A 25,653-nucleotide genomic window follows, 5' to 3' on the forward strand; every position below is an offset into this window, starting at 1 on the left:
TCCTGCAACCCATATGGCTCTAACCAACCCGTGTCCATGCTAAACCGAATTCAGTTTGACAGATCGGATCCGCAAAGTTACGTTCGGTCGCGTGACTGCGCATCGGAGATGGTCGGCGAACACCGCGGTAGTAGGCTTGGGCGTGACGGCCATGGGAAAGATCTACGGACGAACCACCGCGGACTTCGCCGCTGAGGCGATCGGCCTAGCCCTCGACGACGCGGGACTGCAGAAGACCGACATCGACGGGCTGCTGCTCAATGGCAACGGAAACCTGGACATGGACCCGCGCCTGCAGTTCTCGCTGGGGTTCGAGGATCTGTCGATCATGAACTCGATGAGGGCATTCGGCTCGACAGTCGGCTCGATGGTCCAGTACGCCAGCCTTGCTCTGGAAGCGGGCTTGGTCAACCATGTGGTCCTTGTATATGGCGATACCCCACTGAAGCCCGCTGTCGGTGCGGGTGCCGCGTACGCGGCACGCGGGGTCTGGGACGGGATGAACGTCCTCAAGGTGGTGTATGGCGAGTTCGGTGGCAATGTCCCCTACGCCCTGGCCGCGCGTCGGCATCAGGAGCTCTACGGCACCACGAGCGAGCAGCTCGGCGCTATCGCAGTGGCCCAGCGCGAGTGGGCGCAGATGAACCCGTACGCGCAGATGCAGAAGCCGATGACGCTCGAGGACCACCAGGCCTCACGCATGGTGGCCGACCCGTTCCACCTCTTCGACTGCTGTCTGGTCTCCAACGGTGCCGTTGCCGTCGTGATGACCACGGCCGAACGCGCGAAGGACCTGCGGCAGCCGCCTATCCACCTGAAGGCTGCAACGCAAGCCGCGCCGGGGGACAACCAGATGTCCGGACGCGACCCGGGGATCGTCACGGGCGCGCAGCAGGCCGGCGAGCAGGCCTTCGCGCTTGCGGGGATCACGCGCGACGACGTCGACATCCTCGAGCTCTACGACTGCTACACGTACACGGTCCTGGTGACGTTGGAGGACTACGGCTTCTGCGAAAAAGGTGAGGGCGGTGAATTCGTCGCGGACGGCAAGCTCGGTCCCGGTGGCTCGCTGCCCACCAACACCGGCGGCGGGCAGCTATCGGGCTACTACATGTGGGGCTTCACCCCCCTTTCGGAGGCCATCATGCAGGCACGGGGACAGGCCGGCGACCGCCAGGTGGCCAAGAACGACATCGTCTTGGCCAGTGGCAACGGCGGCGTCCTCAACTTCCACTCGACAACGATCTGGAGCAAGCATGCCGACTGACGCCTCAGAGCTCACCTACGACGACGCCAGCGCCCCGTTCTTCGAGGGCGCGGCCCGCGGCGAGCTCATGCTGCAGTTCTGCGAGTCGTGCGATGGGTACATGTGGCCGGTGAAATACCGCTGCCCCCATTGCTTCGCACCCGCCGTCGTATGGCGTGCAGCGAGCGGCGAGGCAACGTTGTACAGCCTGACCGTCGTACACCAGGCCCACCCGAGGTTCCCCAGCCCGTACGTCCTCGCAACGGTCGAAACGCAGGAGGGTGTCCGGTTCAACGCCTCGCTCGTCGGCGAGAACGCCGCGAGCACACCGATTGGATCGGAGATGGTCGCCGTCTTCGACCGCACCGAGAAGCCGTTCACCGTTCCCAGATTCCGGAGAGCCTCATGAGCTATCACTTCATCACCTACGAAAAGCGCGACCGTGTCGCGGTCGTGACGCTCAATCGGCCGGAGTCGATGAACGCCCTGCATCTCGAGGCGCACCGCGAGCTCGCGGGGGCGTGGGAAGATTTCCGCGACGATCCTGACGTGTGGGTCGCGATTCTGACCGGAGCAGGTGACCGCGCCTTCTGCGCAGGGAACGACCTCAAGGTCACGGCCGAGCGTACGGCGCAGGGCGGCGACGTCCAGGGCGAGGCCCGCCCCCCGTTCGGGCGCATTACCCGTGACTTCGACTGCCCGAAGCCCATCATTGCGGCGGTCAACGGCGTCGCCGCCGGCGGCGGTCTCGAGCTCATCCTGGCCTGTGACATTGTCGTGGCCTCGGAGCACGCCCGCATGGGACTTCCCGAGCCGAAGGTCGGCCTCTTCGCCGGTGCCGGGGGCGCTCACCGGCTCGCACGTCAGGTCCCCTTCAAGCTGGCCATGGGGATGCTCCTGACCGGCGACCTGATCGATGCGCCCGAGGCCCATCGGATCGGGCTGATCAACGAGGTCGTTCCCCACGACGAGCTGATGACGACGGCGCAGTCGTGGGCCGACCGGATCATCAGGTGCTCGCCATTGTCCGTGCAGCTCACCAAGGAGGCGGTCTTCGACGCCCAGTTCCTGAGCATCGACGACGCCTTCCGTAAGGACAACGGCCGACGCGATCGGTTGCTGGCCTCGCACGACTTCGTCGAGGGGCCAAAGGCCTTCGCGGAGAAGAGACAACCCAGATGGACAGGACGTTGATCGACATGACCGGGCCCCACTCCCTGAGCGCGCTGCTCGCGCCCCGCAACGTCGTCATCGTCGGTGCGTCGGAGCGCTCCGCCTGGTCCGCAGGGTCGTTCTCCAACTTCGCCCGGCTGGGGTTCGAGGGTCAGGTGCATCTCGTCAACCGCAAGGGGGGCACCGTCCACGGACAGCCGGCACACAGGTCGTGCGCCGAGATCGGCGAGCAGGTCGACCTGGCCTTGCTGCTGGTGGCCGCCGAGGCCGTCCCGAACGCGCTGCGCGACATCGCCGCGGCCGGGATCCGTTTCGCCGTGGTCCTAGCTGCCGGCTTCGACGAGATCGGCGCCAACGGTCGCGCCATGCAGCAGCAGATCACCGAGCTCGCTTTGGAGCTCGGGGTAACCTGCGTGGGACCGAACTGCCTGGGGTTCATCAACCTCGTCGACAAGGTGCCCGCTTGGTCCGGCCGGATGGCCGAGCTCACCACGGGCGCAATGGCGGTCGTGTCACAGAGCGGCGCGACCGCGCACACTATCGCGGCCTTCGCAGCGCAGCAGAACATCGGCGTCAGCCACGTCGTCTCAACCGGCAACGAGTCGATGGTCGACACGACCACGATGGCGACCATCCTCATCGAGGACGAGCGGGTCCGCTCCGTGGCGATGTTCATCGAGTCGATCCGCGATGCCCGAACCTTCCGGAGTCTGGCGCGTCGGGCGGCCGAGCTCGGCAAGCCGATCGTGGCGCTCAAGATCGGCTCGAGCGAGCTCGCCGCCGAGATCGCCCAGAGTCACACCGGTGCACTCGTCGGTGACGACCGTCTGGTCGATGCGGCGCTTCGGCAGTTCGGCGTCATCCGGGTCAGGTCTTTGGAGCAGCTGGTGATGACGGCCGGGCTGCTGTCACGTACCGGTCCGCTGGCCACGGGTGACCTGGGAGTCGTCTCGATGTCCGGCGGCGCCTGCGACCTTGTTGCCGACCGGGCGGATGCATCGGGTGTCAGGCTTCCCATCCTCGCGGACGCGACGAAGGCGCGGCTCGCCGAGTTGCTGCCGGAGTTCTGCACCCTGCGCAACCCGCTCGACTCGACGGGTGCGGCATCGGCGAAGCCAGAGCTCTTTCGCGACTCGATCTTCGCGATCGCCGATGATCCGTCGGTGGCGATCGTCGCTGCGATCCACGTTCATCCCACCGAGGAACGCGGCGAGGCAATCAAGGCCCGACTGCGGATCGACGCACCGGCGCTCGCCGGTTCCGCCACGCCGGTGATCCTGCTCGACCAGACGATCGCGACGATAGACCCCGGGACGGTGCGCAATCTCGAGGAGCTCGGCATCCCGCTCGCCATGACCGGTCTTGACCACGTGGTCGAGGCGGCTGGCCATGCGATCTGGTGGTCGCAGTGGCTTCGCCCGGACCACCTGCCTACAGCGAGCGCCCCGGACCTGTCCTACCTCGCGGGGGCCGGTGGGGTGTGGAGTGAGGCTGAGTCGCTGGCGCTCCTGGTCGAGCACGGTGTCCCCGCGGTTCCGTACGCCCATGTCAGGGACGAGGAGGCGGCCGTCGAGGCGGCGGGTCGGCTCGGTTCGCCGCTCGTGGTCAAGCTCGTGTCGCCCGATATCGTCCACAAAAGCGACATCGGTGGAGTCCTCCTCGGCCTGGATTCGCCCGAGGCCGTCCGACGGGCATATCGCCAGGTGCAGGCTGCGGTGCTCGCAGTACCGGGCGCGCAATCCGAAGGTGCTCTGATCTCATCGATGCGATCTGGAGGCGTGGAGATGATCGTCGGGGTCGTGCGCGACCAGCAGTGGGGGCTTACTCTCGCAGTCGGCCTTGGTGGTGTCCTCGTGCACGTCATCGACGATAGTGTGCTGCGGACCCTTCCCGTGAGTGAGACCGACGTGCGACAGATGCTGTCGGAGCTGCGCGGCAAGGCTCTGCTCGACGGTGTCCGCGGCTCCAGGCCCGTCGACCTCGATGCGTTGGTGGCTGCGATCCTTAACGTCGCCAGCCTGGCCGAGCGGCTCGGCGACTCGCTCGAATCCATCGAGATCAACCCGTTCCGAGTGGAGGGCTCGACCGTCGAAGCCCTCGATGCGTCGATCGTCTGGGCGCCACGTGGCAGCGATGAGGCGCACCCATAGGAAGATGTCGTGAGGAGTGTGCTTGCCGGAATACAGCTGCCAGTGTGCCTATTCTCGGTCGAGAAGTCCTCGCGCGCAATGCGTCGCCAACAGCGGGTGACGCATTGCGCGCAGCTGCGCATATCAACGCTCGAGCAAGATCTCACCCCACTCGCGGGCGGGGCTCGCGAGTGGGGTGGCTGCCCATCACCGTTAGCGGACGCTTGCGTGTGCCGGTGCCGGTGCCGGTCGCGGACGTCGGCGTTCACGCTCGCCTTTTGCGTCCTCCAGGCTGGCCTGCGGGCGCAGCTGGAGCCGCGAGATCCATCCCGCCATGCGCCTGGTGCGCCGTCGGAGTGTGCTTCCCCGTGGCGGGCAGACGCGGCGCCGCACGTCCTGGAGTAGCCTCGGACGGTGTTTCTGCCTGGGTCGGTCAGACCGCTCGTCCAGGATGGAGCACAGTGGTCGGCACGAAGAATTGAGCTTGTCGAGCACCCGGTCGACGGCGATGGTGGCGCGGGCACATGGCTTGGCCGTCTTCGATGAGCTGCTCTGCGAGGCCGCGGGGAGCCCAGTTCAAACGCTCCGCGGCGAGCGAAGATCGGCGTTGAGCCGTCGCAACACCCTGTGCCCCCGCCTCATCGAAGAAGTCGGTGACAGGCAGCGTGCGTGTGGCGGCGAAGTGCATCCGAGGGACTGCCCCCACCCTGGTTGACACACGGGGTGTGCAGTTTCAGGCCGCGTGTGCGGTCTGATGGAGCGTCTCATATTCGACGGGTGTCAGTCGACCGAGCCCGCGTTGCCGGCGCCGCCGGTGGTAGGTCGTCTCGATCCACCCGACGATCGCCAACCGTAGTTCCTCACGGCTGCTCCAGCGGCGACGGTCGAGGACATTGCGTTGCAGCAACGCGAAGAACGATTCCATCGCGGCATTGTCACCACATGCCCCCACCTTCCCCATGGAACCTTGTAAACCATTGCAGGCCAACAACTCTACGAACATTCCGGAACGAAATTGGCTGCCGCGATCGGAATGAACCACGGTGTCGTCCGGGTTGCGGAGCGCGATAGCGTTTCGCAGCGCCGAACACGCCAGGTCCGCGGTCATCCGGTCGGCGATCGAATAGCCGACGATCTTCGGTGGAGAAGCAGTCCTTGATCGCGCAGAGGTAGAGCTTGCCCTCATCGGTCCAGTGCTCGGTGGGGGCACCTCCCTGCACGGAGTGCTCGGGGGAATGTCGGTCAACCACAACCGGTCGGGCCGCTGGGCGCTGAACTGCCGCCTGACGAGGTCGTCATGGACCGGTGGCCCGGATCGGCGATGAAGTCCGCGCTTCTTGGCGAACACCGAGAAGATCCGCTGCTGCGAACACAGCCGGTGGACGCGGTTCTCGCCGGCGACGATGCCGTGGGCGGGTAGCTCGTCGGCGATGAACCGGTATCCGAATTCCGGATCGCCGGCGTGGATATCGAGTGCGGCGTTGATCAGATGGGCATCGTCCCAATCCCGTCGAGACACGGGATCGGTGTTCCACTTGTAGAACGCTTGCCGGGAGAATCCCAGCACCCGGCAGGTCACCGCGACGGAGATACCGTCGGCGGCAAGGTCACGGACCAGCGGGAACATCATTTTGGGTTGACATCGCGCGATAGGTAGGCCACCGCCCGACGCATCACCTCCGCCTCCTGTTCGAGCAGCCGGATACGTTTGCGGGCCTCGCGGAGCTCGTCGGATTCGTCCCGTGTGAGGCCGGGCCGGGTGCCGTCCTCGATGTCGGCCTTGCGCAGCCAGTTCTTCAGGCAAGTCTCGGAGATCCCGAAATCTTTCGCGATCTGCTCCAGCGGGGCTTCGCGTTTGCGGGCCACGGCGACGACGTCGCGGCGGAACTCCTCGGGATACGGCTTCGGCATGTCGATCATCCTTCCACCGTGAGGGCAGATCCCTCACAGGTCAGGTGTCAACCAGAGCCGGGGCAGTCCCGTGTCGAACGATCACCCGTGGGAGTCGACACGATGCCCTCAGGACATAAAAGCAAGTTCGGGTGTGCGGCAGATCAGCAACCTCCGTACGCGGCCCGAGCCGTCGAGCTGTGCCGAGGTGTTGAACGAGGCCTCGAAATCGCCGTTCCGTGTGGTGCGTCCCAGCGCCAGCTCGACCTCTCCGACACGAGCTCCCGCGAGGATTTCGTGTACGAGCACACTCTTCTCGCGTTGCTGCAGGTACTCGACGAGTCCGGCGCGATCCCCGACGAATTCGGCGGCATTCCCACCGCCGGTGGAGAATTGCACCGACATCCGGAAATCGTCGGTGATCATGTTCAGGACGCGGTCGGGATCGTCCGAATCCATGATCGCGAACCACGCGATCAGCACGGGAGTCGCAGACGTCGTCTCGGTCAGGTCAGTCGCGCTTCCCATGGGTCAACTCCTTTGTGAGAATGCTGAATTCCGTGTCGAAGGACACCTCGTACGCGTCGATGGCACCGTCGCTGCCGAGGTGCATCGCGGCGAGGAAGTAGCCGGTTGTCTTCACGTCGTTCTCGACGACGGAGCCGTAGGCGAACTGGACGTCGCCGGCGCTGCTCGTTCGGAGCAGCACGTGTCGTCGATCGACCGGGGGCCGTCCCCTCAGGTAGTCGAGCATGTCGGAGCGGTTGTATCCCCTGCGGACGGTACCCGGGAGGGCTATGGCGAACTCGATAGATTCGTCGAGCAGGGCAACTGCGTCGTCGATCCGGCCGCTGTCGAGGATCGCGTAGTACCGCTCGATCATGAGTGCATCGGTCATGAAATGAACTTAGTTCAACCCAACGCCGATTGTCGAGAGTCCTTGCCGCGATGGCTTGGGCGAAACTAAACTGAACTCACGTCAATTTGAGGAGAGTTTCATGCCGTCCCCCCATTCCCATCCCTGGCCCGAGACCGAACCCCCGGCGATGACGCCCGTCGCCGAGCACGACGATATCCGGGCGGTGGTCCGCCAGTTGCTGGATCGACATTCGACGCTCGAGGCCGGCCGTCTCGCCGCCGAGTCGGAAATCGGCTATTCACCCGAGTTGTGGTCGCTTCTCGTCAAGGAGATGAACGTCGCCGCGCTGGCGGTGCCGGAGGAGCGCGGCGGTCTGGGTTACGGCGTGGTCGAACTCGGGATCGTTCTCGAAGAATGCGGGCGCGCGCTGGTCGGCGAACCCGTGCTCACGTCCGCGACGCTGGGGGTGCACGCCCTACTCGCCGCCGACAGGTGCCCGCAGGTCGACGAACTGCTGGGGCGGGTCGTCCAGGGCGAACTCGTCGCGACCGTGACAGCTCTGAGCGAGGAGACCGATTTCGTCGACGCCACCCGGACCGGAGGTCGCTGGTCGGTGTCCGGCCGCGCGACCAACGTCGTGCAGGGCGGCGCGGCCGATATCGTCGTGCTACTCGGGCGCGGTGACGAGGGGCCCGGCCTCTACGCGGTGGATCTGCGTACAGCCCCGGTGCGGCGCACGGAGCTTCCGGTCATCGATCCCAGTCGGCGGCAGGCGAATCTGCTCTTCGACGACGCGGACGCCGTGCGTCTCGTCGGACCCGGCGACGCAGTGCGGACGGCCGCATCACTGCACAGCCTGGGAGTGATCGGGCTGGCCTGCGAACATGTGGGAATCGTCGATCGTCTACTCGAAAGCACAACGGGCTACACGATGCAGCGTCACCAGTTCGGGCGAGCGATCGGCTCCTTCCAGGCCGTCAAGCATCGACTGGCCAACACTTTGGTCGAGTTGGAGAAGGCTCGATCGGCGGCGCGGTATGCGGCCGCCGTGTTCTCGGAAGACCCGGACTCCGCGGCGCTCCCGGCCGCGGTCGCGGGGGCGATCTGCACCGAGGCCGCGATCGGCACCGCTCTCGAGGCCGTGCATCTGCATGGCGGTGTCGGCTTCACCTGGGAACATGCCGCGCATTCCTACGTTCGCCGCGCGCTCGGCGACGAACCGCTTCTCGGTGATTCACGGGCGCACCGCAGTCGCGTCGCGGATCTCGTCGGGCTCTGAATCGGGGGCGTCTGCCCCGGCTGAATCGAAACCTCTTGCTCCGCCCTATTGACGGACCCTCGCCCACCCAGTAGAACTGAAGTGAATCCAGTTCAGTTTCATTCTTCGAAAGGACACCGACATGGTGGACACCGACCACATCGTGCTCGAGAAGGACGGCGACGTCGCCCGCGTATGGCTCAACCGCCCGCACAAGAAGAACGCGGTCACCGTCGAGCTGCTGCATCGCCTCGACGAGATCATCGTGGAGGTCGACAACGACCCCAACCTCAAGGTGCTCGTCCTGCGTGGACGTGACGGCACCTTCTGCTCGGGCTTCGACCTCGACGAACTGCGGGAGAAGTACGTCGGCTCCACCACCGCGATGGACGTCGCCGTACTGTCCGCCAAGGTGTGCGACCGCCTGTACTCGATGAACACGCCGTCCGTCGCGGTGCTCGAAGGCTTCGTCACCGCAGGCGGTTTCGAGCTCATGATCTCCTGCGACTTCGCCATCGCCGCCGACGACGCCCGGATCGGCGACTTCCACATCCGCCGCGCGTTGTTCGGTGGGGCAGGCCCGATCTACCGGCTCCCGCGGATGATCGGCATTCGGAAGACCAAGGAGCTCATGCTGACCGGCAAACTCCTCACCGGCAAGGAGGCGGAGGCCTTCGACCTGATCAACGCCTCGGCACCGCCCGAAGACCTCGACAAGCTTCTCGCCGAGTTCATCGCCCCGATCGTCGACAAGAGCCCGTTCATGATGAAGCTCACCAAGATGTGCATCGACCGCGGTCTCGACGCGGACATCCAGTCGCTGATGGTGATGGAGCACCTCGCCGTCGGCAACGCGCTGCAGTCCGAGGACGCCCGAGAAGGCGTGAACGCCTTCCTCGAAAAGCGTGAGCCGGTCTGGGTCGGTCGCTGATCCGACGCCGACGACGAATCCCGAGGAGAGAATGAGGATGGGCGAGACACATACCGCGCCTGCGCTCGGCGCGAGCCGGTGCTCCCACTGCTCGACTGTCGCGTTCCCGGCCACCGGCCTGTGCTCGCAGTGCTCACGACCGGCGATGTCGCCGTTCACCCTGAGCACACGCGGGACGGTCTGGGCGTACACGGTTCAGCGGTTCGCCCCGAAATCCCCGCCGTATGTCCCGCCGGCGAACGGTTTCGCGCCGTTCGCCGTCGGCTACGTCGAACTCCCCGAGGGAATCAAGATCGAAGCCGTGCTCGAATGCCACGACTTCGACGAGCTGGACGACGGGGCGCCGGTGACCTTGATCGCCACGGCGCCGGTGCCCCGGTTCGCCACCGATGCCTATCTGAAGGAGATCCGCTGATGTCCACCGTGTCGATCATCGGGGCCGGACTCTCGAAGTTCGGACGTCAGCCGGGCAAGAGCGGTCGACAGCTGGCGCTGGATGCGATTGCGTCCGCGTTGACGGACGCCGGCATCGGGTGGACCGATGTTCAGGTCGCATTCGGTGGCAGTGACGGTTCCGGGCTCGCCGACACCCTCGTCGCCGAACTCGGGCTCACGGGAATACCCTTCACCAACGTCAAGAACGGCTGCGCGACCGGCGGTAGCGCGCTGGTGTCGGCCGTCAACGCGATTCGTGCGGGTGCCGCCGACATCGCACTCGCGGTCGGATTCGACAAACATCCGCGCGGCGCCTTCGACCCGACACCGGAGGATTGGGGTCTGCCCGTCGGCTACGGCGAGGCGGGCCTGATGGTCACCACCCAGTTCTTCGGCATCAAGATCGCGCGGTACATGCGCGAGCACGCAATCAGTGCACCGACTCTGGCCGCCGTGGCGGAGAAGGCGTACCGCAACGGCTCGCTGAACCCGAATGCCTGGCGGCGCGAACCGATGTCCGCTGAGGCAATCGCCGCAGCGGACATGGTCAACGACCCGCTGACGCGATACATGTTCTGCTCTCCCGGCGAGGGGGGTGCCGCCGTCGTCGTGGCGAGTGAGGCCGCCGCCCGGCGCCTCGGCGGAAGGCCGGTGCACTTGCGCGGAATCTCGGCGGGCACCCGCCGGTTCGGTTCCTTCGAGGTGTTCGGTCCGTCGATACAGGGCCGGGGAACCCCACCCAGCGTGAGCACGTCTACCGCCGCCGCCGCATTCGAGCAGGCCGGACTCGGTCCCTCGGATGTGGACGTCGCGCAACTCCAGGACACGGAGAGCGGTGCCGAGATCATGCACATGGCCGAGTGCGGATTCTGTGAGCACGGCGAACAGGAGAAACTGATCGCGGCAGGCGAGACGGAGATCGGCGGCCGGATCCCGATCAACACCGACGGCGGATGCATCGCCAACGGGGAACCGATCGGCGCCTCCGGCCTCCGGCAGATACACGAGATCGTCACGCAGTTACGCGGGGAGGCCGGTGCCCGACAGGTTCCCGGACACCCGCGCATCGGATTCACCCATGTCTACGGTGCGCCCGGAATCAGCGCCTGCACCGTCCTGTCCGTCTGAGGAAGAGCCATGAATCAAGCAACGATGCCCGACCTGGACCAGTTCGTGGATGAAGCGCGGGCATGGCTGAGAACCGTCGCCGAACCGCGCACCCAGATCAAATGGGGAGTGGGATCCGACTCGGTCGCCGTCTTCGAGAATTGGACAGCGGAGCAGGAGCGGGACGAGACCGACCATATCCGCGCGTACGAGCAGACGAAGTTCGACGCCGGCTGGGGCTCGATGAACTGGCCGGCCGAGTACGGTGGCCGCGGCCTGCCGATGTCCTACGTCCTCGCGTTCCGGCGGGAGGAGAACGCATTCGACGTGCCGCGCCGGACCGAAATGTTCTCGGTGACTCAGCAACTGGTAGCCCCGGCGATCGCCCAGTGGGGAACACCGGAACAGTGCGAGCGGTATGTGCGCGCGATGCTCCGGACCGATATCATTGCCTGTCAGCTCTTTTCGGAGACCGAAGCCGGATCCGACCTTGCCGCCGTCCGGACGAGGGCAGTCGAACGGAATGGCCGGTGGACGATCACCGGGCACAAGGTCTGGACGTCCGGCGCCCGCGTCGCCGACGTCGGGGTGGCGGTGTGCCGTACCGACCCCGAAGCGCCCAAACACACAGGCCTCACGGTGTTCCTGGTCCCGATGGATGCTCCCGGGGTCACCGTCCGCCCGATCCGCCAGATGACCGGGGGCAGTTCCTTCAACGAGGTCTATCTCGACGGTGTCGAACTGTCGGACGACCACCGGTTGGGGCCCGTGGGGGAGGGGTGGCCGGTCGCCTTGACGGTGCTGGCGGCCGAACGACTCGATGCCGGGAACCTGGGTCTGGCCAACGCCGATCACGCCGTCGAACTCGCCCGTCATCTCGACCGGCCGCTCACCGAGATCGAGCGTGACAAGGTCGCGGACCTCGTGACCCGCAGCTATGTCCAGCGCGTGACCGGAATGCGGGTGGCCGCGGCAGTGGTCGCCGACAAGGACCCCGGCCCCGAGGCTTCGGTGGGCAAGTTGCTTGCCACGGACACCATGGCGCGCACGTCGGAGGTGGTCCGGCTGTTGCTGGGACGCGATCTGATTGCCGACTCGGGCGAGTGGGGAACGTTCGCGTGGACGGAGCATGTGCTCGGCGCACCCGGGTACCGGATCGCGGGCGGCACCGACGAGATCCAGCGCAACATCCTCGCCGAGCGTGTTCTCGGTCTGCCGAGGGAGCCGCGCCGATGATCACGAACAGCACGCTCGGCGTCCGGGTGGCCCAGCGCCTGCGCGAGCAGAGCCCCGGCCTCGACGTCGGCGCACTCGAGCCACTTCTCGGTGGGCATTCCGGGTTGACGTACAAAGTGCCGACCAGCGACGGCGACCTCGTGGTCAAGGCGGTTCCCGAGGGGCAACGCCCCATCGGGCGGCACGACATGGTGCGTCAGGCGCGGATCATGGAAACACTCGGTGCGACAGAGGTTCCCGTGCCGCGGATCGTCGCCGTCGACGAGGACGGGCCGGCGTGGTTCGCGATGGAGTGTGTGGCCGGGGAATCACTCGAGCCGGTGCTCGATTCCCCTCCGGTCGAACCTGCCGTCGCGGCGGCGCGGATGCGCCGTGCGGCCGCGGTACTGCCGCTGCTGCATGCGGTGCCGGTCGACACGATCCCGGCGGCCGGGGATCCGTTGTCACCCGCTGCGGAGCTGGCCCGGTGGAAACGCACCCTGGACGCCGTTCCCCCCGAGCTCGTCAGTGGGGGCGACGAGTTGCTGCGTCTGCTCGCCGCCGATGTCCCCGACGCGCTGCCACCGACGCTGGTGCACGGCGACTACCGGCTCGGCAACATCATCGCGCGTGACACCGAGCCGGCGGCGTTGATCGACTGGGAGATCTGGAGCCTGGGCGACCCGCGGGTCGAATTGGGCTGGTTCCTCGTCTTCGCCGACGGTGCGAACTTTCCCGGCGTGGGGCGCGCGGTGCCGGACCTGCCGTCCGCGGACGAACTGATCGACCTCTACACCGGGGACCACCCGGCACTGCCGGACATGAACTGGTTCAACGCGCTCGGCCGTCTGAAGATGGCGGCGATCATGGGCCACAACCTGCGCCGGCACCGTGAGGGCCGCCACCACGACCCCGACCAGGAACGGCTGCCCGACACCATCTCGCAGCTCATCCGCAGCGGAACCGCGCTACTTGCCTGATCAACCTCCGATCATCGCGTGACGCGATGACGGAACAGAGAGGACCTCACGTGGACTTCGAATACTCCGCGCGCACCGAGCGACTGCTCGAGCAGCTGCGGACCTTCATGGAAGAGCACGTCTATCCGGCCGAGGCCGTGTACGACGAGCAGATCAAGTCGAACGACAACCCACACGAGCAGCCCAAGGTCATGCTGGACCTGCAGGCGAAGGCGCGCGAGCTCGGATTGTGGAATCTCTTCATGACGCACGGCGAGTGGGGCGCCGGTCTCACCAACCTCGAGTACGCCCCGCTCGCCGAGCTGGTCGGGCGCTCGGTGATCGGCAACGAAGCCATCAACTGTTCGGCACCCGACACCGGCAACATGGAGATCCTCGCCATGTTCGGCACCGAGCAACAGCAGTCCCGGTGGCTCGCGCCGCTCCTCGACTGCACGATCCGGTCGGCGTTCGCCATGACGGAACCGGATGTGGCGAGCTCGGACGCCACCAATATCACGTCGACCATCCGCCGGGACGGCGACGAGTACGTCCTGAACGGCCGGAAGTGGTACACCTCAGGCATTCTCGACCCCGACTGCAAGCTCGTCATCTTCATGGGAAAGTCCGATCCCGACGCTCCGACGTACCGGCAGCAGAGCATGATCCTGGTGCCCGCGGATTCTCCCGGTATCGAGGTCCTCCGCGATCTGCCCATGTTCGGGTACCGCGACCGGCTCGGTCACGGCGAGGTCCAGTTCACGGACGTCCGGGTACCTGCCGATCACATGCTCGGCGCCGAGGGCGACGGTTTCGCGATCGCGCAGGGCAGGCTGGGGCCGGGGCGCATGCACTACGCGATGCGGGCGATCGGCATGGCCGAACGCGCCCTCGAACTGATGTGCCGACGAGTGTTGCAGCGCACTGCCTTCGGTGCGCCGCTCGCCGAGCGCGGTGTGGTGCGCGAGTGGATTGCGCGTAGCCGGGTGGAGATCGATCAGATCCGGCTGCTGGTCCTGAAGTCGTCGTGGCTGATGGACACCCGTGGCAACGCCGCCGCCCGCTCGGAAGTCGCCGCGATCAAGGTTGCGGCCATGGAGGTCGCTCATCGAGTGGTCGACCACGCCGTCCAGACCTACGGCGCGGCAGGGGTGAGTGACGACACGATCCTGGCCCGGCTGTATGCGATCACCCGGGCACTGCAGATCGCCGACGGCCCCAACGAAGTCCATCTGCGCACCATTGCGCGCCTCGAACTGAAGAAGTACGCATGAACGCAACGCGAGAACTGACAGGCAAGGTCGCTCTCGTCACGGGGGCCACCCGTGGGCTCGGATACGCCATCGCGAGCGGGCTGGCGGCCGCGGGGGCCACCGTGATCGTGTCGAGCCGCAAGGAGGACGCGTGCATCTCCGCGGCCCTCGCGATCACGAGGGACACCGGTGGCATCGCCGAACCGCTCGCACTGCACGTCGGGAAGTGGGACGCGATCGAACTCGCCGTCGACCAGATTCTCACGCAGTTCGGAAGCCTCGACATCGTTGTCAACAACGCCGGCATCGCGCCGCTGTCGCCGAATCTCGAATCGGTCTCCGAGTCGCTCTTCGACAAGACGATCGAGGTCAACCTCAAGGGCCCGTTCCGGCTCATGGCGGTGGCCGGCGCCAGGATGAGCGCGGCCGGAGGCGGTTCGATCATCAACATCTCGAGCATCGGCGCACTGCGGCCCAGCCCGCCGGAGGCGATGTACGCGGCATCGAAGAACGGCCTCAACGCGCTGACGATGGCCTTCGCTCAGGAATACGCGCCCCGGGTACGGGTGAACTGCATCATGCCGGGCGGATTCGCGACCGACATGGCGGCGGACTGGGACGACGAGTTCGTCGGCAAGATCATCGACCGACTCCCGGCCGGGCGCCTGGGGAACCCGGACGAAATCGCCGGTCTCGTCGTGCATCTGGCGGGTGACCGTGCCGGTTACACCACGGGGGCCGTCATCCCGGTCGACGGCGGGCGCACCGCCGTCTACTGACGCGCGCGTGCCACGAACACGAGTAGGAGCCAACCACATGCAGGTACCCGAGCTGTTCCAGCTGAGCGGTCGCGTCGCCGTCGTCACAGGTGCGTCGTCCGGCCTGGGAATGGGATTCGCGCGGACACTGGCGTCGGCGGGGGCGACGGTCTTCGCGGCCGCCCGCCGTGTCGAGCGTCTCGCGGCGCTGGCAGGCGAGGTCGACGGGGTCGTCCCCGTCGAGTGCGACATCACCGTGGACTCGGACCGGCGCTCGCTCGTGGATCGGGCACTCGCGCGGGCCGGGCGGATCGACGTCCTCGTCAACAACGCGGGCAGACCCGGCAGACCGAACGCCGAGGACGAGAGCCCGGAGGAGTTCTCCTCGATTCTCGACGTCAATCTGGCCGCGGGATTTCATCTCGCCACGTGCGTCGCCTCGGCCACACCGGCGGGCGAGGCAGCATCGATCATCAATATCTCCTCCGTCGTCGGGCTCGTCTCGACGGCACCCATTGGCGGTGCGAGCTATGCGGCATCGAAAGCCGGCGTGCTCGGGCTGACCCGTGAGCTCGCCGGGCAGTGGGGTAGACGTGGCATTCGCGTGAACGCCATCGTGCCGGGCTGGTTCGACACGGAAATGACCGATGGATTATTCAGCAACCAGCGCTCGGCGGACTGGGTGCGCCGCAACACGATGCTCGCCCGCGGCGGACGCCCCGGCGAAGTGGACGGCGCCGTGCTCTTCCTGGCATCGGACGCGTCTTCCTACGTCACAGGCCAGACTCTGGTGGTCGATGGCGGCTGGACCGCCCGGTAGGCAAAGGTGACACCCATGGAAGTTCCGACGATGCGCGCAGTGCGCCTGACCAGCTGGGGTGACGGTGCGCGGGTTGTGCGCGTCCCGGTTCCCGAACCTCAGGGGCATCAGCTGCTCCTCCGGGTCACCGCCGCCGGGCTGTGCAGATCCGATCTGCACGTGATGGACGCACCCGCAGGAGTATTCGACTATCCCCTCCCGTTCACGCTCGGGCACGAGGTGGCGGGAACCGTCGTCGCTGCGGGCCCGGAGGCCGACAAGTCCTGGATCGGTGAGTCCGTCGTGGTCCATGGTGTCTGGTCGTGCGGGCAGTGCCGCAACTGCCGCCGAGGCCGCGAGAACTATTGCTTCGAATTGGGCCCACGCGAGGACGGTCGTCTCGCCGCGATCGGCAACGGCATCGGCTACGACGGTGGCCTGGCCGACACCATGATCGTTCCATCGGAGCGGTGCCTGGTACGCACCTACGGGCTCGCCCCCGAGAGTGCCGCCCCACTGGCCGATGCCGCCCTGACGGCGTATCACGCAATCCGTACCAACCGGGATCTCGTCGACGCCGACTCCGTGTCCGTGGTGGTCGGTGTCGGGGGACTGGGCCATATCGCGGTCCAGGTTCTTCGCGCGCTCGGCGCGGGAACGATCATCGCGGTCGATCCGCGTGAGAGTTCGCGCGACCTCGCGCGTCGACTGGGGGCGGACATTGCGGTGTCGGACATCGCGGAGGTTGCGGCCTCTCGGCCCGGTGTCGCCCGGCGTCACTGCGCTGATGTGGTCTTCGATTTCGTGGGAGCGCCGGACACGATGGAATCGGCGGCGCAGTTGCTCGCCCCCGGCGGCCGACTGGTCACCGTCGGCAGCGCCGGCGGCCGGCTCACGGTGGGCAAAGACGTGGGACTCGCGACGGGGTGGCAGGTGACTGCGCCGTTCTGGGGAACGCGCGCAGACCTCGAGGCCGTGGTCGACCTTGCGAACCGAGGCTTGCTGGCCGTCGAGGCGACCGCGTACCCATTGGACGACGTTCTCGACGTGTATTCGAAGTTGCGGCGCGGCGAGATCACCGGGAGGGCCGTCGTGATCCCGTAACGGACGAAAAGCTGGATGCGGTGCGCGCTGTAGTCAATAATGAAACTAGTTCACTTCAATGAAAGGTCGGCGGAATGTGGGAGCTGGCACGCGAATTCGTTGCTCGCGCAGCGAATTCTCCGGATGACATCGCAGTCGTCGATGCGACGGGGGAGCACACGGTGGCGGAGGTTGTCGCGGCGGCAACCGGGCTCGCCGCCCAGCTGGACGCCGCGACGGGTGGCTCACCGACGGTGCTGGTGCAGGCTGACAACACGTGGCGCACACTCGCCGCGGCCATCGCCGTCGGACTGCGCGGCGGTCTGATCGCGGTGTTCAGTCGACACGCCACCCCGTCGGAGTTCGCTGTGGCCTTGGACGACGTCGCACCCGACGTGGTGATCGCCGACCGGCAATCGCTCTCGCAGTGGGGTGTACCGGAGGACCGGTTCTGCGAGGAGGCGGTCGCGACGGCAGGCTGGGTGATGCGCTGGTCGCGATCACCGGTCAGCGACATCGAGCGGTGGAACGGCGGGATCGCGATCGCGATGACGTCCGGGTCGACCGGACATCCCAAGTGCGTGGTGCAGTCCGAATCTGCAATCCGGTACGCCTGCCGGTGCACGATCGAGGCGGTCGGTCTCGAACCCGGAGATCCTGTCGCGGCGTTCGTGCCACTGTCGTCGGTAGCCGCTTTCTGCTTCGGGCTCTATCTCCCCGCCGTGCTGGCCGCGCCGATGGTCTGCATGGACGGCTGGAAGCCTGCGACAGCCCTCCAGATCGTCCGGGAACACCGGGTCGCGTGGACGATGCTCGTCCCGACCATGGCGCTTCAGCTGGCCGTCGCGCCGGACGCTGCGGGAGCGCTGACGTCGCTGCGCGCAATGACCGTCGGCGGCGGTCCCATGGACGCCGGCGCGCTCGGGCGCGCCGAGCAGACTCTCGGCACCACGTTCCTGCGTGTGTTCGGTATGTCCGAGTGTCTCGGGCACACGACCCCGCTGCCCGCGGACGAACCGGACGTCCGCCTGGGGCGGGACGGTCGTCCCTTCCCCGGGACCGTCGTCCGGGCGGTCGACGCACACGGCGCTCCTCTGCCACCGGGCCGCGTGGGCGATGCCCAGGTCAAGGGTCCCTCCCTCTTCGTCGGTTATGCACGGTCTGGGGTTCCTGCGCCCCCCGAACTCACCGCGGACGGATTCCTGCCCACCGGCGACCTCGTCGAAGTCGCCGAAGACGGCACCATCCGGGTGATGGGGCGTCAGAAGCAGATAATCATTCGTGGGGGCCGCAACATCGATATCAACGAGGTCGAGGCCGCGATCGCGCGCATCCCGACCGTGTCCCAGGTGTGTGTGGTCCCGGTTCCGGACGAGCTACTCGGTGAACGTGCCGCGGCTTTGGTCGTGAGCACGGGTGCACCGGTTACCCTAGATGAGGTGACTGCGCACCTCGGAGACGTCGAGTTCCCGAAGTTCAAGTGGCCGGAGTTCGTCTTCACGATCGACGATCTGCCGCAGAATCGGGTGGGGAAGCTGTCTCGGCCGGATGCGGTGGACCTTGCAACACGCCTGCTCGCGGGTGCCGACAGCCACTCATATTGACCCGACTTCACCTCAGTTCAGGTAGTCTCTGAGGTGCCGACCCGAAAAACAGATGGATGGGGGACCCGTGTCCGTAGAAGCTATGACGCTCCGCGATGGTCCGCGTTCGAAGCGTGGGCTCATTCTGACGGCCGCGATCGAACGCTTCGGGGAGGTCGGCTTCGAGCACACGAAGTGGGCGTCGATTGCCGACGAGGTCGGTATCGGCCAGACGGCGCTCTATCACTATTTCGAGTCGAAGGGTCACTGCCTGCTGACCATCATGCGTCTCGAACTGGCGGAGTCCCTCGAGCGATTCACGGCCGCGATCGAGGGCGTCGACGACCCGGTGGAGGCGTTGGGTGCCGCCGTCACCAGTGCGCTGGAAGCGACCCCCCGGGACGCCTTGCAGCGTCGCATCCTCCAGAGTCACATGGATCTGCTCGCCACTCCCCGCCAATCCGAGAAGGAAGAAGCCGAGCGCCAGACCTCACGTGCGCTGGTGAACTCGATCGAAGAGGCGTGGTCTCTCCTCATTGCGAAGGGGATCGGCGCCGGAGTCTTCGCCGACGCCGATCCACGTCTGATTGCCCGGCTGATTCTCGGACTCGTCGTCAGTGTGTGGCGGTGGTATCGCCCCGGCGGGGACATGACCCTGGACCAGCTCAACCAGCACGTTCGCGACGCCACCCTGCGCATCGTCCGCGCGTAACGCGGGCGTCTGCGGAGGGGTGGTTTTTCTTACTCTCGATATTTGAACTAAATTCAGGTCAGTTATGGAGTGATGATGTACAACTTGATCGTCTTGGCCGCGCGTCCGCACGACTGGAGTCATGAGCAGTTCATCGAGTGGTGGCGCGGTGAACATGCCGACGTGACCTACCCGCTGCCGGGCCTGCGGCGCTGGCAGCACACCGAGGTGCTCGACGCCATGGACGACCGGTCCCGGGAATGGGACGGCGTCTCGATTCTGAGCTTCGACTCCCGTGAGGACCTCGATGCCGCGCTCGCCAGCCCGGAATGGCAAGCCGCAGTGGACAACGTCGGCCAGATGCGTGGAAAACGCATCCTCGTCATGGGGGAGGAGAAAACGATGGTCGAAGTGGACAGCGGTCAATCATGAGGGCGCACTGGATGGAACCGGGCTGCTACGAGGTGGCGCCCGGTGTGCATCGAGTGCCCCTCCAGATGCCTGGAGACGGCCTCGGGGCAGTGAACATCTATGCCCTCGAGACCGAGGACGGGCTTGCCCTCATCGACGGTGGCTGGCGAGTCGGCACGACCTTCGACGAGATGGAGCGCGCCCTGCTTCGGATCGGGCGCAGCACCGAGCAGATTCACGACATCTATGTCACCCACGTGCACCGCGATCACTACACGTTCGCGATCGAACTCCGCCGCCGACACGGCTCCCGCGTCCACCTCGGGATCGCCGAGGCTGACGGATTGGCAGCCGTCAGTGCACTCGGCAGTAACGTGCCGACGGATTCGCTACACGAACTCCGCCGCGCCGGTGCCACTCTCCTGGCAGACACGGTCGAGGTTCTGACCGCTGCGGAGCCGTTCCACCCCTCGGACTGGGAACAGCCCGACCACTGGCTCACCGCAGGTCCGGTCCGGATCGGACGGCGCACACTCGACGTGGTGCACACGCCCGGTCACACGAAGGGGCACATGGTATTTCACGACGAAGAACAAGAGGTGCTCTTCAGTGGCGACCACGTCCTGCCCACGATCACACCGTCGATCGGCTTCGAACTCGGCGACTGGGATCTGCCGTTGGGGCGCTACCTCGAGTCGCTGACCCGTCTGCTCGAACGCCCCGACTCGCAACTGCTCCCGGCGCACGGAGATCCGACGCCGAGCGTGCACCTGCGCGTCGAAGAACTTCTCGCACATCATGACCGGCGTTTCCTATCCATGCGCGATGCGCTGGTCTCGCTCGGGCCCGCGACCGCGATTGCCGTCGCAGACGCGGTCACGTGGACCCGTCGCGAGAGGCCGTTCTCCACTCTCGACCCGTTCAATCAAATGATCGCCACCTGTGAGACCCTCGCCCACCTCGACATGTTGGTCGATCGTGGCCGGCTGACGGTCCGAAGACGAGACGACCGCGACGTCTTCTCCGTCGTCTGAGTGCGGAAGGATTCCCAATGCAGAGTCACGAGTTGAAACTGGCGCGCCATCCCCAGGGGAAGGTCCGGCCGTCGGACTTCCGCCTCGACATGGTGACGGTTCCCGAAGAACTGACGCCCGGTGACATTCTCGTGCGCAACTCGTGGTTGTCGATCGACCCGTCTGTCAGGATGCGTCTCGGCCCCACGGGTCCCGCGGGCTACCTCCCACCGTTCCGCATCGGGGAGACACTGACCGGGTTGGCTGTCGGCGAGGTACTCGAGTCCCGTGACCCCGGCTTCGAGAAGGGCGACACGGTTCTGCACATCAAGGGTTTTCGCGAGTTCGCGGTGGTCCGGCAGGGCAGCGAAACCTTGGCCGGGGCAGGCGGAGTGACACGCCTCGACACGAGCGTGCACCCGCCGCAATCCTATCTCGGAGCGCTGGGCAGTTCCGGGCTCACGGCGTACGTGGGATTGCAGTGCATCGGTGGACTCACGAGCGGAGACGTCGTGTGGATCTCGTCGGCCGCGGGTGCGGTCGGCAGCCTCGCCGCGCAGATTGCGAAGCTCCGAGGTCACTACGTGGTCGGCAGCACAGGTTCCGGTGAGAAGGTCAGGTTCCTGCTGGACGAACTGAAACTCGATGCAGCATTCGACTACCACAGCCCGGACCTGGTGGAAGCACTCGGGTGCGCGGCACCGGACGGCATCGACCTGTATTTCGACAACGTGGGTGGAGCGCATCTCGAGGCCGCCCTGTATCACCTCCGGACGGGCGGCCGCGTGGCCATGGCGGGCGCCGTCGCCTCCTATGACGCGGACACGGCGGCACCGAGTCCGGGCAATCTCTTTCAGATCGTCGCGAAGAACCTGACGGTGCAGGGTTTCCGGGCTGGAGCCTACGACCATCTGCTCGGCGACATGCGGGCCGAGGTGGGAAGCTACCTCCGCGACGGTCGCCTCGTTGTCGAGGAAACCGTGTTCGACGGCCTCGGGTCGGCGCCGGACGCCATCGTCGCGATGCTGCAGGGCCGGACCGTGGGAAAGACGCTGTGCTGCCTACGCTGATGCTCCCAGACGAACATGGCCTCCGCATCACGCGGAGGCCATGTTCGTTCTGCGTAGCTCAGGCCGCCGTCCACCCACCGTCGGCGTAGATCTCCGAGCCGGTGACGAAGGTGGAGTCGTCGCCGGCCAGGAAGGCGACGACGGCCGCGATCTCCTCACCCCGCCCGAGTCGACCCATCGGGGTGCCGGCCAGCATCTCGCGGTGACGCTCGCTGCCCTCCCAGCGCTCGAGTAGTGGGGGCGTCCCGATGAATCCCGGGTGCAGAGAGTTGACGCGCACCCTCGCTTTCGCCCAGTGCAGGGCAGCGTTCTTGGTCATCGTGCGGACTGCCCCTTTGGCGGCTGCATAGGCAACGCTGTTGCCCAGGCCGCCCACCGTTCCCAGTATCGAGCACATGTTCACGATCGAACCGCCGCCGCTCCGCTCGATCAGCGGGCCGGCGTGTTTCATACCCAGCCACGTGCCGGTCTGGCCGACCCCGATCACCCGATCCCACTGTGATCGGGTTTCCTCGTCGACCGTGGCGACGCTGCCGATGGCAGCGTTGTTGACCAAGGCGTGCAGCGCGCCGAACGTGCTCTCGGTTGCTGCCACGACGTCTTCCCACTGTTCCTCGGAGGAGACGTCGAGGGCGAGCGCTGTATGTCGCTCGGGCTGGGTGAGCGTATCGAGCAAGTCCTGGCAGCCCGACTTCTCGAGATCAGTCAGGACGACGTGAGCGCCCTCTTCGGCGAGCCTTCGGACGATCTCCGCGCCGATACCACCGGTCGCACCCGTCAGTAGGACGACCTTGTCGCGAAGTCGGTCAGGGCCGACAGTCATCTGGACTCCTTGTCACTTGTTCGGCTCGGGCAGGGAAGGTCGACATCAGAGGTTGCTCAACACGTTTCGGCCACCGACGAGCATCGCGACCACTACACCGATGCTGGTCACCGCGGTCATGAGAAGAGCCATCGCGGCCACGAGCGGGTAGGAGCCGTTCTCCCACAGGTCGAACAGCAGCGTCCCCATCACCTGTGTCGTGGCGGCACGGACGAGCAGTGAGGCGGCGAACTCGTGGGTCAGCAGGATGAACATCAGGGCGACGGAACTGAGCACGGTCGGCCTCATCAGCGGCAGAATCACCCGCACATTGGTGACGAACGGGCTCGCGCCGCTCGTTGCCGACGCCTCGGCATAGGTCTCGCCTAGCGACAGCATCGCCGTCATTTGCATCCGGGTGGAGAAGGGCACCATCAGCACGATGTAGACGAGGATGATGACAGCCTTGGTCCCGTAGAGGATCAGCGGAGGCTGGGTGTACGTGAGCAGGAACCCGACGCCGAAGATCACCGCTGGAATGCCCAGGGGTAGAGCAGTGATGATGTCACCGATGGTTCCCAGCACTCTGTGTTTGCGGCCTCGCACGAGCAGCGTGGCGGTGAGGTAACCGATCGGCACGCAGACGGCGACCGCCACCACGGAGGTGAGGAGACTCGTGTACACGGAGTCGACGATGCTCGCCGTCCGGAACAGCGCCCGGAAGTTGTCGAGTGTGAAGAGATTCCAGGACAGTGTCTCCGACCAGTAGGGAGACACGGCCACGATGGCGAGTCCGATCAGCGGAACGACGAGCGCGAGCATCGCATACGCGGAGATGCACACGGCGGCCCACGCCGAGCGTCCGGTGTCGGGTGCGAACGCTTTTCCGCCGTGCGTGACGAAGCGTGACTGATTGCCGAGAAGCATCTTCTGCGCCAGCACGACGACGACGCCGAAGATGACGAGCGGAGAACCCGCCGCGGCTGCGGCGGCGAAGTCCGCCGGCGACTCGGACACCCGCCGATACATTTCGGTGGTGAGGACCTTCACGCCGGTGTTCTGTCCCAGCAGGAGTGGTCCGGTGAACTGGCCCAATCCGAGAAGCAGCGCGATTCCACCGCCGTACACCAGGGAGGGGCGAAGCAGCGGGAGCACTACACGAAAGAACACCCCGAGTGTCGACGAACCGCTGATCTGTGCTGCCTCGAGGTGCTCGGAACTGATGTTCTGCATTCCCGCGCTGACGAAGAGGTAGACGAAGGAGGTGAGTCCGAAACCCGTGAGAATGATGATCCACGGTGTGCTGTAGATGTCGACGGGTCCGGAGTCCACGTGGTTCCACCAGGGGAGCTTGCGCAGGAGTGCGTTCAAATACCCGGGTCCGGGCGAGAGAAGGAATGCCCACCCGACCACATTGGCTACCGCGGGCATCACGATGGGCAGGATGGGGACGATTTTGAGAAAGCTCAGCCGACGTGGCAGCCGGCTCGCCGCGAACGCAAGTATCGTCCCCAATACCATTGCGATAGCCAGTGACGAGAGAGCGAGGGCAATCGTTGTTCGGATGGTCTGGCCGATATCGTACCGGCCGTACTGGGCTTCGAAACCGCGTGCGCCGTCCTCGAACGCCAGCGACTGTAACCGGAAGAGCGGGAGCACGACGAGATACGCCAGAACCGCCAGCAGTGCGCCGTACCCGAGTCGGGTACGCCACACCGTACTGACGACGAACGGACGCGCGCCGCGACTCACCGCAACCGTAGCCATCACGCCTCCGATCGGGCGGCCTGGGCGAGCACGGGAACCTGCAGATCCACGTGCCCGTCCGGATGCGGAAACACTCGCAACTTGGTGGGCGAGAAGCTCACCACCAGAGGAGATCCGATGGTTGCAGCACGCAACCAGCGTCCGTGTCGTTCCGCGTCCGCGCGGACGAACAACTGCTCGCCTCCGGCATCGACCGTCACGTCGAAATAGCGGCCTCCGTACTCGGAGGTGACGAGTTCGCCGACGAAGCCGACGTCACCCGCACGGACCTCGTCGAGTGAATGATGAAGTGCGAGGTCTTCGGGCCGGAGTCGTCCCACAGCCGTATCGCCGCTGATGTAGTCGCCCTGGACGCCCGCCGCGTCGAGATCGACGGGAGCCCCCGCTCGCGTGGTCCACCCCTCGTGCCTGCGGACGAGTTCGAGCCGGTTCGCCATCCCGATGAATGCGGCGACATAGTCGGAGGAAGGGGTCTGGTAGACCCGCTCCGGGGTGTCGTACTGTTCGATCCTGCCCGCCTTCATGATGGCGAGTCGGTCACCGAGCGCAAACGCCTCGGCCTGATCGTGGGTGACGAATACGGCAGTGAAGCCCAGTCGTTGGTGTAGTTGATGAATCTGGGACCGCACCTGATCGCGCAGCCGTGCGTCGAGATTGCTCAGGGGCTCGTCGAACAGCACCAGGTCGGGTCGGGCGACCAGGCCGCGGGCCACGGCGACTCGCTGTTGCTGTCCACCGCTGAGCTGGGACGGATACCGGTCGAGCAGGGCTCCGCAATCGACCATGTCTGCGGCGGTCTCGACCTGTCCGGCGGCGATGGCGCTCTTCATCCGCCGAACCTTCAAGGGGTACCGGATGTTTTCTCGCACTGTCATGTTGGGCCACAGCGCGTAGGACTGGAAGACCATGCCGATGTTGCGCTTGTATGCCGGAACGTTGATGCGGGTCGACGCATCGAAGACGGTGTTGTCCTTGAACGTGATCGACCCGCCCTCGGGTGTCTCGAGACCGGCGATGCATCGTAGGGTGGTCGTCTTCCCGCAACCGCTGGGGCCGAGTAGGACGAGAAATTCACCGTCCTGGATGTCGAGGTCGAGTTGATCGACAATGGTGTTGGACCCGAAGGTCTTGGTCAGGTTGGAAACCTTGAATTGTGATGTCACCTTGGCACCTGCTTGGTTGCGAGTGGTTTGTCGAGGAAAAAGAAAGTGAATTCAGTTC

At 66.0% G+C, this 25,653-nt stretch carries 24 protein-coding genes and 1 pseudogene; 19 read left to right on the forward strand and 6 right to left on the reverse strand.

The annotated features are described in order from the left end of the window. The first annotated feature begins 142 nt into the window (after positions 1 to 142). From G9373_RS12225 to G9373_RS12240, 4 genes are read left to right on the forward strand one after another with little or no spacing between them, the layout of a single operon-like run. Positions 143 to 1,267 carry a thiolase family protein gene (locus G9373_RS12225; RefSeq protein WP_346842821.1) on the forward strand — a complete coding sequence of 375 codons (1,125 nt, stop codon included), beginning with the start codon at positions 143 to 145 and terminating at the stop codon, positions 1,265 to 1,267. Continuing rightward, positions 1,257 to 1,655 (forward strand): OB-fold domain-containing protein, encoded by a 399-nt coding sequence (locus tag G9373_RS12230; RefSeq protein ID WP_005262820.1) that lies wholly within the window; start codon positions 1,257 to 1,259, stop codon positions 1,653 to 1,655. Before G9373_RS12225 ends, G9373_RS12230 begins: the two co-directional genes overlap by 11 nt. Then, on the forward strand, positions 1,652 to 2,440 hold the full coding sequence (locus tag G9373_RS12235) for an enoyl-CoA hydratase-related protein (RefSeq protein ID WP_005262819.1): 789 nt from the start codon (positions 1,652 to 1,654) through the stop codon (positions 2,438 to 2,440). Before G9373_RS12230 ends, G9373_RS12235 begins: the two co-directional genes overlap by 4 nt. Further along, complete coding sequence (locus tag G9373_RS12240) at positions 2,425 to 4,569, forward strand: acetate--CoA ligase family protein (protein WP_167115301.1); 2,145 nt, start codon at positions 2,425 to 2,427, stop codon at positions 4,567 to 4,569. Before G9373_RS12235 ends, G9373_RS12240 begins: the two co-directional genes overlap by 16 nt. A gap of 712 nt (positions 4,570 to 5,281) precedes the next feature. Here the strand turns inward: G9373_RS12240 and G9373_RS12245 are convergent. The 3 genes and pseudogenes from G9373_RS12245 to G9373_RS12255 form a co-directional block, all read right to left on the reverse strand. After that, positions 5,282 to 6,459: pseudogene (locus G9373_RS12245) on the reverse strand (IS3 family transposase). Between the two features lie 108 nt (positions 6,460 to 6,567). Beyond that, complete coding sequence (locus G9373_RS12250) at positions 6,568 to 6,966, reverse strand: hypothetical protein (RefSeq protein WP_120659700.1); 399 nt, start codon at positions 6,964 to 6,966, stop codon at positions 6,568 to 6,570. Continuing rightward, the gene (locus tag G9373_RS12255) at positions 6,950 to 7,336 is read right to left on the reverse strand and encodes a hypothetical protein (protein ID WP_005573361.1); all 387 of its coding nucleotides are present in this window, start codon (positions 7,334 to 7,336) and stop codon (positions 6,950 to 6,952) included. The genes G9373_RS12250 and G9373_RS12255 overlap by 17 nt, the downstream gene beginning before the upstream one ends. Before the next feature lie 100 nt (positions 7,337 to 7,436). Here G9373_RS12255 and G9373_RS12260 point away from each other — a divergent pair, with 100 nt between their 5' ends. The 15 genes from G9373_RS12260 (at position 7,437) to G9373_RS12330 (ending at position 21,863) form a co-directional block, all read left to right on the forward strand. Further along, entirely contained in the window at positions 7,437 to 8,576 is a 1,140-nt protein-coding gene (locus G9373_RS12260; RefSeq protein ID WP_037203393.1) for an acyl-CoA dehydrogenase family protein, read from the forward strand. 121 nt (positions 8,577 to 8,697) lie between these two features. Next, complete coding sequence (locus tag G9373_RS12265) at positions 8,698 to 9,486, forward strand: enoyl-CoA hydratase/isomerase family protein (RefSeq protein ID WP_005254947.1); 789 nt, start codon at positions 8,698 to 8,700, stop codon at positions 9,484 to 9,486. Positions 9,487 to 9,523: 37 nt separating this feature from the next. Continuing rightward, positions 9,524 to 9,901, forward strand: a complete 378-nt coding sequence (locus tag G9373_RS12270) for an OB-fold domain-containing protein (RefSeq protein WP_005254946.1) — start codon at positions 9,524 to 9,526, stop codon at positions 9,899 to 9,901. Continuing rightward, on the forward strand, positions 9,901 to 11,049 hold the full coding sequence (locus G9373_RS12275; protein ID WP_167115304.1) for a thiolase family protein: 1,149 nt from the start codon (positions 9,901 to 9,903) through the stop codon (positions 11,047 to 11,049). Before G9373_RS12270 ends, G9373_RS12275 begins: the two co-directional genes overlap by 1 nt. A 9-nt stretch (positions 11,050 to 11,058) precedes the next feature. Beyond that, the gene (locus tag G9373_RS12280) at positions 11,059 to 12,264 is read left to right on the forward strand and encodes an acyl-CoA dehydrogenase family protein (protein ID WP_231137814.1); all 1,206 of its coding nucleotides are present in this window, start codon (positions 11,059 to 11,061) and stop codon (positions 12,262 to 12,264) included. Next, positions 12,261 to 13,223 (forward strand): phosphotransferase family protein, encoded by a 963-nt coding sequence (locus G9373_RS12285; RefSeq protein WP_133986093.1) that lies wholly within the window; start codon positions 12,261 to 12,263, stop codon positions 13,221 to 13,223. The genes G9373_RS12280 and G9373_RS12285 overlap by 4 nt, the downstream gene beginning before the upstream one ends. A 50-nt stretch (positions 13,224 to 13,273) precedes the next feature. Then, the gene (locus G9373_RS12290; RefSeq protein WP_133986094.1) at positions 13,274 to 14,476 is read left to right on the forward strand and encodes an acyl-CoA dehydrogenase family protein; all 1,203 of its coding nucleotides are present in this window, start codon (positions 13,274 to 13,276) and stop codon (positions 14,474 to 14,476) included. Further along, entirely contained in the window at positions 14,473 to 15,234 is a 762-nt protein-coding gene (locus G9373_RS12295; protein ID WP_005254940.1) for a glucose 1-dehydrogenase, read from the forward strand. Before G9373_RS12290 ends, G9373_RS12295 begins: the two co-directional genes overlap by 4 nt. 37 nt (positions 15,235 to 15,271) lie before the next feature. Beyond that, a complete protein-coding gene (locus G9373_RS12300) occupies positions 15,272 to 16,033 on the forward strand; it encodes an SDR family oxidoreductase (protein WP_005562147.1) in 762 nt (253 codons plus the stop codon). A gap of 15 nt (positions 16,034 to 16,048) precedes the next feature. Beyond that, positions 16,049 to 17,116, forward strand: a complete 1,068-nt coding sequence (locus G9373_RS12305; RefSeq protein ID WP_133986095.1) for an NAD(P)-dependent alcohol dehydrogenase — start codon at positions 16,049 to 16,051, stop codon at positions 17,114 to 17,116. Positions 17,117 to 17,190: 74 nt separating this feature from the next. Then, positions 17,191 to 18,699: a class I adenylate-forming enzyme family protein gene (locus tag G9373_RS12310; protein ID WP_005254932.1), complete on the forward strand. Its 1,509-nt coding sequence runs from the start codon at positions 17,191 to 17,193 to the stop codon at positions 18,697 to 18,699. Between the two features lie 82 nt (positions 18,700 to 18,781). Next, entirely contained in the window at positions 18,782 to 19,390 is a 609-nt protein-coding gene (locus G9373_RS12315; protein WP_005254930.1) for a TetR/AcrR family transcriptional regulator, read from the forward strand. Between the two features lie 75 nt (positions 19,391 to 19,465). Further along, a complete protein-coding gene (locus tag G9373_RS12320; protein WP_169693447.1) occupies positions 19,466 to 19,801 on the forward strand; it encodes an EthD family reductase in 336 nt (111 codons plus the stop codon). An 11-nt stretch (positions 19,802 to 19,812) separates the two neighbouring features. After that, positions 19,813 to 20,814 (forward strand): MBL fold metallo-hydrolase, encoded by a 1,002-nt coding sequence (locus G9373_RS12325; RefSeq protein ID WP_133986805.1) that lies wholly within the window; start codon positions 19,813 to 19,815, stop codon positions 20,812 to 20,814. Positions 20,815 to 20,831: 17 nt separating this feature from the next. Further along, entirely contained in the window at positions 20,832 to 21,863 is a 1,032-nt protein-coding gene (locus tag G9373_RS12330; protein WP_005562143.1) for an NADP-dependent oxidoreductase, read from the forward strand. Between the two features lie 58 nt (positions 21,864 to 21,921). Here G9373_RS12330 and G9373_RS12335 read toward each other — a convergent pair whose 3' ends face one another. The 3 genes from G9373_RS12335 to G9373_RS12345 are packed head-to-tail and all read right to left on the reverse strand — an operon-like array spanning position 21,922 to position 25,595. Beyond that, positions 21,922 to 22,686 (reverse strand): SDR family oxidoreductase, encoded by a 765-nt coding sequence (locus G9373_RS12335; RefSeq protein WP_005254922.1) that lies wholly within the window; start codon positions 22,684 to 22,686, stop codon positions 21,922 to 21,924. A 45-nt stretch (positions 22,687 to 22,731) separates the two neighbouring features. Then, positions 22,732 to 24,432, reverse strand: a complete 1,701-nt coding sequence (locus tag G9373_RS12340) for an ABC transporter permease subunit (RefSeq protein WP_037203392.1) — start codon at positions 24,430 to 24,432, stop codon at positions 22,732 to 22,734. Beyond that, the gene (locus G9373_RS12345; protein ID WP_133986096.1) at positions 24,432 to 25,595 is read right to left on the reverse strand and encodes an ABC transporter ATP-binding protein; all 1,164 of its coding nucleotides are present in this window, start codon (positions 25,593 to 25,595) and stop codon (positions 24,432 to 24,434) included. The genes G9373_RS12340 and G9373_RS12345 overlap by 1 nt, the downstream gene beginning before the upstream one ends. Positions 25,596 to 25,653 lie beyond the last annotated feature (58 nt).

It is taken from the genome of Rhodococcus sp. A14, assembly GCF_011603105.1.
GTDB lineage: Bacteria > Actinomycetota > Actinomycetes > Mycobacteriales > Mycobacteriaceae > Rhodococcus_F > Rhodococcus_F opacus.